Genomic DNA, 14,121 nt, shown 5'->3' on the forward strand with positions numbered 1-14,121 from the left:
GTGGGGTCGTCCTCGGCCATCGCGGCGACACTATCAGCCGCGTGTCGCGGGCCCTCCCGGTGCCGGGGAGGCCGTCCCCTGACCGGGTGGCGCGGGCGGCGTCACGTAGTAGAGCGGCCGGGTCCACACCCAGCGCAGCTGGACGGCGCTCCACAGCAGCGCGCCGGCGACGACGGCCCACGCCATCGTCAGGCGGTCGAGCCAGCCGTCCTCGGGCAGCGCGTCGAGCACGGCGAAGAGCACCAGCGCCTTGACGAAGAACGTGCCGAGCGCGGCGGGCAGCGTGAACGTGTCGTCGATCCGGCCGGCCCAGGCGATCACCACGCCGCTGACCACGAAGAACGCCGTCACCACCGCGGCGCCGGCCAGCACGCCGACGGCGTCGGCCCAGCCGAGCGTCAGGCCGACGACGGGCGCGGCCACGGCGGCCACCGCACCGGTGACGAGCGTGCCGACGCGCAGGAACGACAGGTCCCAGGGGACCTCCGTGACGGGACGGGGCGCGCTCACCGGGTCACCTGCCCGGCACCGGCCGCGCGCGGCGCGGTCGCGCCGGTCGCCGTCGCGCCGTTCGGGGTCGCCCCGTTCACCGAGGGCGGCGTCGCGGCGGGCCGCCGCTCCCGGGTCGCACGGGCGGTGGGGTGCGCGGCGCGGCTGCGCCGGCGCTGGGCGGCGATCTCGGCCGCCCGGGCCTCCCGGGCGGCCCGGCGGGTGTGCGGGCTGAGGACGACGACGACACCCACGGCGAGCAGGACTCCGATCACGACGAGCAGCTCCGCGGTCCCGCCGGTGATCGACAGGGCCACCGCGCCGAAGGACAGGAGAGCCGCCCAGAAGTACATGGTCAGCACCGCCCGGCGGTGCGAGTGCCCGATGGACAGCAGCCGGTGGTGCAGGTGCATCTTGTCGGGCGAGAACGGCGACTGGCCGCGGCGGGTCCGGCGGACGACGGCCAGCACCAGGTCGACGAACGGGATGAAGAGCACCGCGACCGGCACGAGCAGCGGCAGCGTCAGGGGCAGCAGGCTGGCCGCGGAGTCGAAGGTCTGCGCGTCGACGCGCCCGGTGGCGCTGACCGCGGCGGCCGAGAGCATGAGGCCGACGAGCATCGAGCCCGAGTCGCCCATGAAGATGCGCGCCGGGCTGAAGTTGTGCGGCAGGAAGCCCAGGCAGGCGCCGGCGAGCACCGCCGTGATCAGGGCCGGGGCGCTGGCCACCTCGTCGTACCCGACGCGGCCGAGGTTGTAGCTGTAGGCGAAGAAGGCCAGCGCCGCGATGGCCGAGACGCCGGCGGCCAGCCCGTCGAGACCGTCGATGAAGTTGAGCGCGTTCACCACGAGGACGGTCAGCAGGATCGTCAGCGGCACGCCGACGTCGGGGCCGAAGGAGATCGTGCCGATGTCGGCGACCGGCAGGAACAGGAACGCCAGCTGGACGCCCAGCAGCACCATCACGCCGGCCGCGGCGATCTGGCCGGTGAGCTTGGTGAGCGCGTCGAGGCCGAACTTGTCGTCGAGCACGCCGAGCAGGCAGATCAGGCCGCCGGCGGCGAGCACGGCGGCGGTCTGCGAGTCCTCGAACGTGCGCTGCAGCGCCGGCAGCCGGGTGGCGACGAGCACGGCGGCGGCCACGCCCAGGTACATGGCCACCCCTCCCCCGCGCGGGGTCGGTATGACGTGCACGTCGCGCTCGCGGGGGGCGGCCATCATCCGCAGCCGGACGGCGGCGACGCGGACCACCGGCGTCGCCAGGAACGTCACCAGCGCCGCGGTGAGCAGGACGACGGCGTACTCGCGCACGGCTCAGCCCCGCTCGGGACCGCGCGGGACCCCGGCCGGGCGCGCGGCGGAGCGGCTCATCGCGACGGTGCTCCCGGGGCGAGACGACGACAGCGGACTCCCCACGGTAGCCCCCGGGGCCGGACCGGAGCGGGACGTCGGCCCCTCCGCAGGGTCCCGCCGCGCGCGGAGCGCGTGGCGGGGGGCGGAGGGGTCCTCCCTCAGTCCGTGGTGTCGGGGAGCACCTCGCGCACGCGGTCCACGGGGACGGCGCCCACCCGCAGCACCCGCGGCACGGGGCCGGTGCAGTCGACGATCGTGCTGGCCGCCGAGCCCGCGCGGGGGCCGCCGTCGAGCACCACGGCGGCGTGCTCGCCGAGCTGGGCCACCGCCTCCTCCGCCGTCGTCGCGGCCGGGCGGCCGGACCGGTTGGCGCTGGAGACCGCGAGCGGGCCGGTGCGGCGCAGCAGGTCGCGGGCGACGTCGTCGTCGGGCAGGCGGACGGCCACCGTGCCCTCGGCGTCGCCGAGGTCCCAGGCCAGCGACGGCGCGTGCTCGACGACGATGGTCAGCCCGCCGGGCCAGAACGCCTCGGCCAGCCGCTGCGCCGGCCGCGGCACGCTCATCGTCAGCCCCGCGAGGGTGGACGCCTCCCCGATGAGCACGGGCACCGGCATGGCGCGGCCGCGGTTCTTCGCGCCCAGGAGGCGGGCGACCGCCTCGGGCGAGAAGGCGTCGGCGCCGACGCCGTACACGGTGTCGGTGGGCAGCAGGACCAGCTCGCCGCGGGCGACGGCCGCCGCGGCGGCGTCCAGGCCGGCGGCGCGCTGCTCGGGGTCGGTGCAGTCGTAGAGGTCGGCCACGAGGCGTCAGTCTCGCGCGGCGCGGCGGGCGGTCGTGAAGCGGGGGCGGCCGGCGAGGTCGGGGTGGTCGGCGACGTCGGTGAAGTCGCCGCTGCCGCGCACGAGCGCGGGGAGCGCGTCGCCCTGGGCGTCGGCGTGCTCGATGCCGAGCCCGCCGCCAGGCGGCAGCAACCGGGCGGCGGTGCGCAGCAGCCCGCGGACGACGTCGAGGCCGTCGGGGCCGCCCCACAGCGCCAGCGGCGGGTCGTGGTCGGCGACCTCGCGGGGCACGCGGGCGCCGTCGGGCACGTAGGGCGGGTTGGAGACGACGAGGTCGACGGCGCCGTCGAGGTCGCGCAGCAGGCCCGGGTCGGTCATGTCGCCGGCGAGCACGGTGACCGGGGTGTCCCCCGCCGCGGCGCGCAGGGCGGCGTTGTGCCGGGTCCACTCGATCGCCTGCGGGTCGCGCTCGACGGCGGTGACCCGTGAGCCGGGGTGCTCGTGCGCGATCGACAGCGCGATGGCGCCCGAGCCGCTGCCGAGGTCGACGACGACCGGCTCGGGGACGCCGGCCAGCCGGGCCAGCGCCCACTCGACGAGCTGCTCGGTCTCCGGCCGCGGCACGAACACCCCGGGGCCGACGGCGAACTCGAGGTGGCGGAACGGCGCCCGGCCGGTGAGGTGCTGCAGCGGCACCCGCGCGGCGCGCTGGTCGAGCAGGGCGGCGAACCGGGCGGCCGCGTCGTCGTCGACGCCGTCGAGGGTGAGCAGGGCGGCGCGGGAGCGGCCGAGCACGTGCGCGAGCAGCAGCTCGGCGTCCACCCGCGGGGACTCGACGCCGGCGTCGGCGAGCCGGCGGGCGGCGTCGGCGAGCAGCGCTCTGGCACTCAGGGACACGGCGCTCTAGGACCCGGCCGCCAGCAGCTCGGCGGTGTGCGCGCGGGTGAGCGCGTCGATGACCGGGTCGAGCTCTCCGTCGAGGACGGCGTCGAGGTTGTGCGCCTTGAAGCCGACCCGGTGGTCGGAGATGCGGCTCTCCGGGAAGTTGTAGGTGCGCACCCGCTCGCTGCGGTCGACGGTGCGGACCTGGCTGCGGCGCTGGTCGCTGGCGGTGGCCGCGGCCTCCTCGCGGGCGGCGGCGAGGAGCCGGGAGCGCAGCACCCGCAGCGCCGACTCGCGGTTCTGCAGCTGGCTCTTCTCGTTCTGCGAGCTGACCACGATCCCGGTGGGCAGGTGGGTGATGCGCACGGCGGAGTCGGTGGTGTTCACGCTCTGCCCGCCGGGGCCCGACGAGCGGAAGACGTCGATGCGCAGGTCGTTCGGGTCGACGGTGACGTCGACCTCCTCGGCCTCGGGCAGCACGAGCACGCCGACGGCGGAGGTGTGGATCCGGCCCTGCGACTCCGTGACCGGCACCCGCTGCACCCGGTGGACGCCGCCCTCGAACTTCAGCCGCGACCAGATGCCCTCGTCGGTGCGGGACTTCACCGCGATCGAGACGTCCTTGTAGCCGCCGAGCTCGGCGGGGACGGCGTCGAGGACCTCGGTGGCCCAGCCGCGGCGCTCGGCGTAGCGCAGGTACATGCGCAGCAGGTCGCCGGCGAACAGCGCCGACTCCGCGCCGCCCTCCCCCGCCTTGATCTCGAGGATGACGTCCTTGTCGTCGTCGGGGTCCTTGGGCAGCAGTTGCTCGCGCAGCCGGTCGGAGAGCTCGTCGATGCGCGTCTCGAGGCCGCGCGCCTCCTCGGCGAACGAGGGGTCCTCGGCGGCCAGCTCGCGGGCGGCGGCGAGGTCGTCGCGGGCGGCGTCGAGCGACCGGGCGGTCTCCACGACCGGCGCGAGCTGCGCGTAGCGGCGGCCGAGGCGCCGGGCGCGGCCGGCGTCGGCGTGCACCGCCGGGTCGGCGAGCTCGGACTCGAGCGCGGCGTGCTCGTCGAGCAGCCCGCGCAGCCGGTCGGGAGCGGCGTCGGGGGTGCTGCTCATCGGGTACCTCTCGGACGGGCGGAACGGGGTGCGGACACGACGACGGCGCCCGTCCCACACGAGGTGGGACGGGCGCCGTCGGGGGTGCTACTTCTCGGCGTTCGCGCCGCGCTTGCCGAAGCGCTTCTCGAAGCGGGCCACGCGGCCGCCGGTGTCGAGGATCCGCTGCTTGCCCGTGTAGAACGGGTGGCACGCGGAGCAGGTCTCCACGGTCAGCGTGCCGCCGGGGGCGGTGCTGCGGGTGGTGAAGGTGTTCCCGCAGCCACAGGTCACCGTGGTGGTGTGGTAGTCGGGGTGGATGCCGGGCTTCATGATGCTGCCTCTTCCGGGGACGTCGGTGCTGTCTGGCTGAACGCCGGCGGCCGGCCGGTCATTCCGGGCGCGCAGCGGGGCTCGGCCGACCAGTCTCCCAGACGGCCGGGCTCCCGCTGTCGCGAGGTGCTGGAACGGCCCTCCTGCAGGGTCCCGGCCCGAGCGTCAGCGAGGGCCGGGGGGCAGGAGGGTCCTTCTAGTCGCGCTCGGGGCCGAGCGTCGTCTTCTGGATCTGCATGAGGAACTCGATGTTGTTGCGCGTCTTGCGCAGCTTGTCGAGCAGTAGCTCCAGCGCCTGCTGCGGCTCGAGCGCGGCCAGCACCCGGCGCAGCTTGATGACGATGGCCAGCTCGTCGGGCGACATGAGGATCTCCTCCTTGCGCGTGCCCGACGCGTTGACGTCGACGGCCGGGAAGACCCGCTTGTCCGCCAGCCGGCGGTCGAGCTTGATCTCCGCGTTACCCGTGCCCTTGAACTCCTCGAAGATGACCGTGTCCATCGTCGAGCCGGTCTCGACCAGCGCCGAGGCGATGATGGTCAGCGAGCCGCCGTTCTCGATGTTGCGGGCGGCGCCAAGGAAGCGCTTGGGCGGGTAGAGCGCCGTGGAGTCGACACCGCCGGACAGGATCCGCCCGCTGGCGGGCGCGGCCAGGTTGTAGGCGCGGCCCAGGCGGGTGATGGAGTCCAGCAGGACGACGACGTCGTGGCCCATCTCGACCAGGCGCTTGGCCCGCTCGATGGACAGCTCCGCCACCGTGGTGTGGTCCGACGGCGGGCGGTCGAAGGTCGAGGCGATGACCTCGCCCTTCACCGACCGCTGCATGTCGGTGACCTCCTCGGGCCGCTCGTCGACGAGGACGACCATGAGGTGGCACTCGGGATTGTTCGTGGTGATCGCGTTGGCGATCGCCTGCAGCACCATCGTCTTGCCGGCCTTGGGCGGCGAGACGATGAGCGCGCGCTGGCCCTTGCCGATCGGCATGACCAGGTCGATGACCCGGGTGGTCAGCTGGTGCGGGTCGGTCTCCAGGCGCAGCCGCTCCTGCGGGTACAGCGGCGTGAGCTTGGTGAACTCGGGGCGGTTGCGCGCCTGCTCGGGGTCGAGGCCGTTGACGGTGTCGAGCCGCACGAGCGCGTTGTACTTGTCCTTGCGCTCGCCCTCGCGGGGCTGGCGGACGGCGCCGGTGATGGCGTCACCGCGGCGCAGGCCGTAGCGGCGCACCTGCGACAGCGACACGTACACGTCGTTCGGGCCGGTCAGGTAGCCCGAGGTCCGGACGAACGCGTAGTTGTCGAGGACGTCGAGGATGCCGGCGACCGGCAGCAGGACGTCGTCCTCGCTGACGGTGGGCTCGCTCGGCTGGTCGAAGCGGTCGCGCCCGTTGCGGCGGTTGCGGTCGCGGTAGCGGCGACCGCGGCGGCCGCGGCCGCCCTCGAAGTCGTCGTCGTCCTCGTCGTTGCGGCTGTCGGCCCGGGGGTCGGTGCGCTCCGCGCGGCCGTCCCGGTCGGTGCGGGTGTCCGGGCGGGCGGCGCGCTCACCGCGGTCGGGACCGCGGTTGCCGTCGCGGCCGTCGCGCTGGCCGTCGCGGCCGTCGCGCTGGCCGTCGCGGCCGTCACGCTGGCTGCGCTCGCCGTCACGGCCGTCGCGCTGGGGACGGTCGCCGTCGCGCTGCGGGCGGTCGCCGTCGCGGCCGGTGCGCTCGGCGCGCTCACCGTCGCGGCCGGTGCGCTCGGCGTCGCGGTCCCGGGGGGCGCGGTCGTTGTCCCGCGGCGCGCGCTCGCCGTCGCGGCCGTCGCGCCGGTTGCGGTCGCGGCGGGACGGGCGGTCGCCGTCGGCGCGCTCGTCCTCGGTGCGCTCGGCGGGCGGCGCGGTGTCGGCGGCGGGCGCCGGGGTCTCCACGGTGGGCGCCTCGGCGGCCGGCGCCTCGACGACGACGGGGGTCTCGGCGGTGGGCCCGGCGGTCCCCGCGGGGGCACCGGCGGGACGGCTGGCCGCACGGCGGCGGCGGGGCGTGGTCTCGACGGGCGCGCTCTGCGCGGGGGCGCTCTGCGTGGGGGCGCTCTCGGTGGGGGCGCTCTCGGTGGGGGCGCTCTCGGCGGGTGCGCTCGCGGCCGGGGCGGTCAGCGGGCCGCCGTTGGCGCCCCCGCTCACCGGGGCCTCGATCGGCGCGGCCGTGGCGGCGACGCCGCGCGCGGCGGGCGCGCCGGAGGCCTGCGGCGCCTCGTCGGCGGGCGCGCTCGGCGCCGGCGTCGGGCTGCCACTGCCCACCTGACGGGCGGAGATGGCGGCGACGAGGTCGCCCTTGCGCATGCGGCCGACGCCGGAGATGCCCAGCTCGGACGCGAGTCGCTGGAGCTCCGGGAGCAGCATCCCGGCCAGCCCGCTGCCGCGGCGGCGGGACCGGCCCGCGGCAGACGCCTCGCCCGTCGCGCCCGCGGGGGCGTCGGCGGTGGCGAGGTCGGTGGTTTCGCTCACGTACAGGTCCTTCCCTGCGGTGACCTGCGCCTACCGGCACAGGAGGTGACCCGGCGCCGCCCCTGCCGACCGGTTGAGGGCAGGGCAGAGCGGCGGATCGAGTGGGTGCGGAGCGGGGATCTGCGTCGACAGGAAAGGTCGTCGGCAACGTTCCGCGCGAGGCTCGCCCGAGAGGCGGCTACGCCGAGAAGACTAGACTCGCCCCACGGACGGGACAACACCGCTGGCCAGCGGAGTGTTCCTCGTTACGACAACGATACCCCAGGCGTCACACGCGACACGCGGGCGCCGCCGTGGTCCACCTGCAGGGGGTACGCACGCCACCCGTCCGGGGTGAGGGAACTCACCTCGCGCACCCGCCGGGCCGACGCGGGCTCGCCCGGGACGTCGTCCGGGTGGCGCCGGGTGAGCACCAGGACGCTCGGGCCGGCGCCGGACACCACGGCCGCGTGGCCCGCGGCCCGCAGCCGGTCGACCAGCGCGAGCGTGTCCGGCATCGCGGCCGCCCGCTGCCGCTGGTGCAGCCGGTCGTCGGTCGCCTCGAGCAGCAGGCCGGGCTCGGTGGTCAGCGCGTGCACCAGCAGCGCGGCGCGGGCGGCGTTGAACGCGGCGTCGTCGTGCGGCACGGACCCCGGCAGCAGCGTGCGGGCGAGGTGCGTCGACAGCGTCCCCTCCGGCACGAGGACCACCGGCAGCACCTCGTCGCTGACCGGCAGCTGCTCGGCCCGCGCACCGGCGGGCGTCGACCAGGACAGGGTCGCCCCGCCGAGCAGGCAGGCGGCGACGTTGTCCGGGTGCCCCTCGATGCGGTCGACCAGGCGCAGGACCGCGCCGGTGTCGACGGCCTCGACGTGCGGGCACAGCGCCCAGGCGCCGACGACGCCGGCCACGACCGCAGCGGCCGACGAGCCCATCCCCCGGCCCTGCGGGATGGCGTTGTCCGCGCGCACCGACAGGCCCGGCGGCGTCCAGCCGAGCTCCTCGCAGGCGGCGCGGAAGGCGCGCACGACCAGGTGGCGCTCGTCGGTGGGCAGCTCCCCCGCCCCGACGCCGGACACCTCGACGGTCAGCCCGGCGTCGGCGACGGCGAACTCGACGACGTCGTGCAGCGTGAGGGCCAGCCCCGCGCAGTCGAACGCGGGACCGAGGTTCGCGCTGGTGGCGGGGACCCGGACCCGGACGGCGGAGCTCACAGACCGAGCTGCGCTGCGGCCGCAGCGGCGTCGACCGGGACGGTCACCGGCGCGGGCGCCCCGGAGATCGCCCACTCGGGGTCCTTGAGGCCGTTGCCGGTGACCGTGCACACCACGCGCTGCCCCGGCTCGAGCTCGCCGGCCGCGGCGGCCTTGAGCAGCCCGGCGACCGAGGCGGCCGACGCCGGCTCGACGAAGACGGCCTCGCGGCGGGCCAGCAGCCGGTAGGCGTTCAGGATCTCGCGGTCGGTGACGGCGTCGATGCGCCCGCCGGACTCGTCGCGGGCGGCCAGCGCCTTGGTCCACGACGCCGGGTTGCCGATGCGGATCGCCGTCGCGATGGTGCTCGGCTGCTCGACCACCTTCCCGGTGACGATCGGCGCGGCGCCGGCGGCCTGGAAGCCCCACATCCGCGGCCGCTTCGTGGCCGGGCCGTCGTCGGTGTACTCGCGGTAGCCCTGCCAGTAGGCGGTGATGTTGCCGGCGTTGCCGACGGGCAGGCAGTGCACGTCGGGGGCGTCGCCGAGGACGTCGACGACCTCGAACGAGGCGGTCTTCTGCCCCTCGATGCGGAACTGGTTGACGCTGTTGACCAGGCTGACCGGGTAGTCGATCGCCAGCTTGCTGGCCAGCGCGAGGCAGTCGTCGAAGTTGCCGTCGACCTGCAGCAGCTTGGCGCCGTGCACCAGCGCCTGGGCGAGCTTGCCCAGCGCGATCTTGCCCTGCGGCACGAGGACGGCGCAGACCATCCCGGCGCGCGCGGCGTAGGCGGCGGCGCTGGCGCTGGTGTTGCCGGTGGAGGCGCAGATGACCGCCTGCGCCCCCTCCTCCTTGGCCTTGGTGATCGCCATGGTCATGCCGCGGTCCTTGAACGACCCGGTGGGGTTGGCGCCCTCGACCTTGAGGAACACCTCGCAGCCGGTGCGCTCCGACAGCTCGACGGCGCGCACCAGCGGGGTGGCCCCCTCGTGCAAGGTGACGACGGGCGTCGTGTCGGTGACCGGCAGCCGGGACCGGTAGGCCTCGATCAGCCCCGGCCAGAAGGGCGAGACCGCACCGCGCAGCGTCCCCGTCATGACAGACCCTCCACCCTCAGCACGCTCGTGACCCCGCGGACCGCGGGCACCTCCCGCAGCGCCGCGATCGTCGCCGAGAGGGCGGCGTCGGGGGCGCTGTGCGTGACGATGACCAGCGTGGCGGCGTCGCCGTGCCCGTCCTGGCGGACGGTGGCGATGCTCACCTCGTGCCGGGCGAACTCGGTGGCCACGGTCGCGAGCACGCCGGGCACGTCGGCGACGTCGAGGCTGACGTGGTACCGCGTCGGCGTCTCGGCGATCGGCCGGGCCGGCAGCTCGGCGTAGGCGCTGGGGCCGGCGCCGGCGGCGCCGGCGACCCGGTTGCGGGCGACGGCGACGAGGTCGCCGAGGACGGCGCTGGCGGTCGGCTCGCCGCCGGCGCCCTGGCCGTAGAACATCAGCTGCCCGGCGGCCTCGGCCTCGACGAAGACGGCGTTGAACGCCCCGCCGACGGCGGCCAGCGGGTGCGATGTCGGGATCATCGCCGGGTGCACGCGGACGGCGACGGTGTCGCCCTCCTCCCCCGCCACCCGCTCGCAGATGGCCAGCAGCTTCACGGTGCAGCCGATCTCGGCGGCGCGGGCCACGTCGGTGGCGCTGACCGACGAGATGCCCTCGCGGTGCACGTCGGCGGCGGTGACGGCGGTGTGGAACGCGAGCGACGCGAGGATCGCGGCCTTCGCGGCGGCGTCGAACCCGTCGACGTCGGCGGTGGGGTCGGCCTCGGCGTAGCCGAGCTCGGTGGCCTCGGCGAGCGCCTCGCTGAACCCGGCGCCGGTCTCGGCCATCCGGGACAGGATGTAGTTGGTGGTGCCGTTGACGATGCCCACGACCCGGCGGATCTGGTCACCGGCCAGCGACTCGCGCAGCGGGCGCAGCAGCGGGATCGCCCCGGCGACCGAGGCCTCGTAGTAGAGGTCGACGCCGGCCTTGGCGGCCGCGGCGTGCAGCGCGACGCCGTCCTCGGCCAGCAGCGCCTTGTTCGCGCTGACCACCGACTTGCCCGACTCGATCGCGGCCAGGATGAGCGAGCGCGCCGGCTCGATCCCCCCGATCACCTCGACGACGAGGTCGACGTCGTCGCGGGTGACCAGGCCGTGCGCGTCGGTGGTGAGCAGGCCGGCGGGCACCTCGGGGTGCCGGTCGGGCCGGCGGACGGCGACGCCGACGACCTCCACGGCGCGGCCGACGCGGGCGGCGAGGTCGGCGGCCTGCTCGTCGACGAGCCGCAGCACGGCGCTGCCGACGGTGCCGCAGCCGAGCAGCGCGACCTTGAGCGGTCCGTTCACGAGCGGGCTCCCACCGGGTGCTCGGGCGCGGGCTGGTCGATCGCCGGCGAGGGCGCGGGCCGGCCGGCGAGGACGGCGTCGAGGGCGAACACGTCGGACAGTGTCTGACGCCGGACGATCTCGGTGGCGGCGCCGTCCCGCACGGCGACCACCGGCGGCTTGAGCAGGTAGTTGTAGTTGCTCGCCATCGACCAGCAGTAGGCGCCGGTGGCGGCGACGGCGAGCAGGTCGCCGGGCTGCACGTCGGAGGGCAGCCACAGGTCGCGGACCAGCACGTCGCCGCTCTCGCAGTGCTTGCCGACGACGCGGCACAGCGCCGGCGGGGCGTCGGAGGTGCGGTTGGCGAGCACGCAGGTGTAGCTCGCGTCGTAGAGGGCGGTGCGGATGTTGTCGCTCATCCCGCCGTCGACCGACACGTAGTTGCGCACCTGCGGGGCGCCCTGCCCGCCGCTGCCCAGCCGGACCGGCTTGATCGTGCCGATCTCGTAGAGGGTGACCGTGCCGGGGCCGGCGATCGCGCGGCCGGGCTCGACGGCCAGCCGCGGGACGGGCAGGTCGAGCGCGGCGCACTCCATCGCGATGACGGCGCGCAGCCGCCGGGCGACGTCGCCGGGGGTGACCGGGTCGTCGTCGGAGAGGTAGGCGATGCCGAAGCCCCCGCCGAGGTTGAGCTCCTCCAGCACCTCGCCGGTGGCCTGGTGGACCTGGCCCATCAGCCCGACCACGCGGTGCGCGGCGGCCTCGAAGCCGGCGGTGTCGAAGATCTGCGAGCCGATGTGGCTGTGCAGGCCCGACAGGTGCAGCGCGGGCTCGCGGATGACCCGGACGGCGGCGGTGAGCGCGTCGCCGGTGGCCAGCGAGAAGCCGAACTTCTGGTCCTCGTGGGCGGTGGCGATGAACTCGTGGGTGTGCGCCTCGATGCCGACGGTGGTGCGCACCAGCACCGGCACCGGGGCGCCGCCGGCGGCCACCCGCGCCGCGGCCATCGGCACCAGCCGGTCGATCTCGTCGAAGGAGTCGAGGACGACGTGGCCGATGCCGGCGTCGACGGCGAGCTGCAGCTCCACCAGCGACTTGTTGTTGCCGTGCAGCGCGATCCGCTCCGCGGGGAAGCCCGCGGCCAGCGCGACGGCGAGCTCGTTGCCGCTGCAGGCGTCGAGGTGCAGGCCGTCGTCGGCGATCCAGCGGGCCACCTGGCCGCAGAGGAACGCCTTGGACGCGTAGTGCACGTCGGCGCCGTCGAAGGCGGTGGCGAAGTCGGCGGCGCGGCCGCGGAAGTCGTCCTCGTCGAGCACGAACAGCGGGGTGCCGTGGGTGCGGGCGAGGTCGGTGACCGCGCGCCCGCCGAGGTGCAGCTCGCCGTCGACCCGGCGGGCCGAGCGCGGCCACACCTGCGGGTCGAGCGCGCCGAGGTCGGCCGGGGGCATCCCGGCCGACGGCGGCGGGGCGAAGGCGCCGTGCAGCGGCCCCGCCGGGTGCGCCCTCACATCCGCTCCGGCGCGGAGACGCCGAGCAGGCCGAGGCCGTTGCGCAGCACCACGGCGGTGGCCGAGCACAGCCACAGCCGCGCGGTGGTGAGCGGGCCGGCCTCCTCGTCGCCGCGCGGCAGCACCCGGCAGGCGTCGTAGAAGCGGTGGTAGGTGCCGGCCAGCTCCTCGAGGTAGCGGGCCACCCGGTGCGGCGCGCGCAGCTCGGCCGCCGCGGCCACCACCCGCGGGAACTCGCCGATCGCCCGGAGCAGGTCGTTCTCCCGCTCGTGTGCCAGCAGCGCGGGGTCGACGTCGCCGGGCTCGCCGAGCGCGAGCCCGAGGTCGGCCGCGTTGCGCAGCACGGAGGCGATCCTGGCGTGCGCGTACTGGACGTAGAAGACCGGGTTGTCGTTGGTCTTCCGGCTCCACAGCTCGACGTCGATGTCGATCATCTGGTCCACCGACGCCCGGGCCAGGGCGTACCGGGCGGCGTCGACGCCGATCGCGTCGGTGAGGTCGCTCAGGAGCACGATCGTGCCCGCGCGCTTGCTCATCCGGACCGGCTCGCCGTCGCGCAGCAGGTTGACCAGCTGGCCGATGAGGATCTCGAGGTGGGTGTCGGGGTCGTCACCGGTGGCGGCCACCAGCGCCTTGTACCGGCCGACGTAGCCGGAGTGGTCGGCGCCGAGCATGATCACGACCCGGTCGAAGCCCCGGGACCGCTTGTCGAGGTAGTAGGCGCAGTCGGAGGCGAAGTAGGTCGTCTCGCCGTCGGCCTTGACCAGCACCCGGTCCTTGTCGTCGCCGAAGGTCGTGGTGCGCAGCCACACCGCGCCGTCGGACTCGTACACGTGCCCCTGCTCGCGCAGCCGGGCCAGCGCCTTGTCCACCGCGCCGGTCTCGTACAGCGACTTCTCGGAGAACCAGACGTCGAAGTCGACGCCGAAGCCCTCCATCGACCGGCGGATCTCGTCGAGCATGAGCGCCACGCCGGTGTCGCGGAACGCCTGCCGCTGGGCGTCGTCGTCGCGGTCGAGGACGTCGGGGACGGCGGCGACGACGGATGCGGCGATGTCGCCGATGTAGGCGCCGCCGTAGCCGTCCTCGGGCACCGGCTCGCCCGTGGCGGCGGCCTGCAGGCTGCGGGCGAACCGGTCGATCTGCGCGCCGGCGTCGTTGATGTAGTACTCGCGGGTCACCGCGGCGCCGCTGGCCTCGAGCAGCCGGCCGATGGCGTCGCCGACGGCGGCCCACCGGCTGCCGCCGATGTGCACCGGCCCGGTGGGGTTGGCGGAGACGAACTCGAGGTTGAGCGTCTGCCCGGCCAGCGGCGTGGTGCGCCCGTAGGCCTCCCCGGCGGTGACCGCCCGGACGGCGATCTGCCCGAGGGCGCCCTGGGCGAGGGTGACGTTGAGGAAGCCGGGACCGGCGACGTCGACCCGGTCGACGCCGGGCTGCTCGCGCAGTTCCGCGGCGAGCAGGTCGGCCACCGCGCGCGGCGGCATGCCGGCGGGCTTGGCCAGGCGGAGGGCGACGTTGGTCGCGTAGTCGCCGTGCTCGGGGTTCTTCGGACGCTCGACGAGGACGTCGTCGGGGACGGCGACGGCGAGCGTGCCGCGCTCGACCACCGCCGCGACGACGGCCCGGACGAGGTCGCGCAATTGCTCGGGTGTCACCGCGACATCGTAGTCAGCGTGTGCGAC

The 14,121-nt window shown here is 75.5% G+C and carries 12 protein-coding genes; all 12 read right to left on the reverse strand.

Features of this window, described 5'->3' with window-relative positions; genetic code table 11:
* Positions 1–33: 33 nt before the first annotated feature.
* Entirely contained in the window at positions 34–510 is a 477-nt protein-coding gene (locus ACI79X_RS02525; RefSeq protein WP_457023835.1) for a hypothetical protein, read from the reverse strand.
* Positions 507–1,799 carry a glycosyltransferase family 4 protein gene (locus ACI79X_RS02530; protein WP_457023836.1) on the reverse strand — a complete coding sequence of 431 codons (1,293 nt, stop codon included), beginning with the start codon at positions 1,797–1,799 and terminating at the stop codon, positions 507–509. Before ACI79X_RS02530 ends, ACI79X_RS02525 begins: the two co-directional genes overlap by 4 nt.
* Before the next feature lie 200 nt (positions 1,800–1,999).
* Positions 2,000–2,641, reverse strand: a complete 642-nt coding sequence (locus ACI79X_RS02535) for an L-threonylcarbamoyladenylate synthase (RefSeq protein ID WP_457023837.1) — start codon at positions 2,639–2,641, stop codon at positions 2,000–2,002.
* Between the two features lie 6 nt (positions 2,642–2,647).
* Complete coding sequence (prmC, locus tag ACI79X_RS02540) at positions 2,648–3,517, reverse strand: peptide chain release factor N(5)-glutamine methyltransferase (RefSeq protein ID WP_457023838.1); 870 nt, start codon at positions 3,515–3,517, stop codon at positions 2,648–2,650.
* A gap of 6 nt (positions 3,518–3,523) precedes the next feature.
* Entirely contained in the window at positions 3,524–4,603 is a 1,080-nt protein-coding gene (gene prfA, locus ACI79X_RS02545; protein WP_457023839.1) for a peptide chain release factor 1, read from the reverse strand.
* Positions 4,604–4,690: 87 nt separating this feature from the next.
* Complete coding sequence (gene rpmE / locus ACI79X_RS02550) at positions 4,691–4,915, reverse strand: 50S ribosomal protein L31 (protein ID WP_073421697.1); 225 nt, start codon at positions 4,913–4,915, stop codon at positions 4,691–4,693.
* Positions 4,916–5,111: 196 nt separating this feature from the next.
* Positions 5,112–7,391, reverse strand: coding sequence for a transcription termination factor Rho (rho, locus tag ACI79X_RS02555; protein ID WP_457023840.1), 2,280 nt, complete (start codon positions 7,389–7,391; stop codon positions 5,112–5,114).
* Positions 7,392–7,636: 245 nt separating this feature from the next.
* Positions 7,637–8,584, reverse strand: coding sequence for a homoserine kinase (gene thrB / locus ACI79X_RS02560; RefSeq protein ID WP_457023841.1), 948 nt, complete (start codon positions 8,582–8,584; stop codon positions 7,637–7,639).
* Positions 8,581–9,660: a threonine synthase gene (gene thrC / locus ACI79X_RS02565; RefSeq protein ID WP_457023842.1), complete on the reverse strand. Its 1,080-nt coding sequence runs from the start codon at positions 9,658–9,660 to the stop codon at positions 8,581–8,583. Before thrC ends, thrB begins: the two co-directional genes overlap by 4 nt.
* Complete coding sequence (locus tag ACI79X_RS02570) at positions 9,657–10,949, reverse strand: homoserine dehydrogenase (protein WP_457023843.1); 1,293 nt, start codon at positions 10,947–10,949, stop codon at positions 9,657–9,659. Before ACI79X_RS02570 ends, thrC begins: the two co-directional genes overlap by 4 nt.
* On the reverse strand, positions 10,946–12,436 hold the full coding sequence (gene lysA, locus ACI79X_RS02575) for a diaminopimelate decarboxylase (RefSeq protein WP_457023844.1): 1,491 nt from the start codon (positions 12,434–12,436) through the stop codon (positions 10,946–10,948). Before lysA ends, ACI79X_RS02570 begins: the two co-directional genes overlap by 4 nt.
* Positions 12,433–14,094: an arginine--tRNA ligase gene (gene argS, locus ACI79X_RS02580; RefSeq protein ID WP_457023845.1), complete on the reverse strand. Its 1,662-nt coding sequence runs from the start codon at positions 14,092–14,094 to the stop codon at positions 12,433–12,435. Before argS ends, lysA begins: the two co-directional genes overlap by 4 nt.
* Positions 14,095–14,121 lie beyond the last annotated feature (27 nt).

It is taken from the genome of Geodermatophilus sp. SYSU D01119 (genome assembly GCF_054049975.1).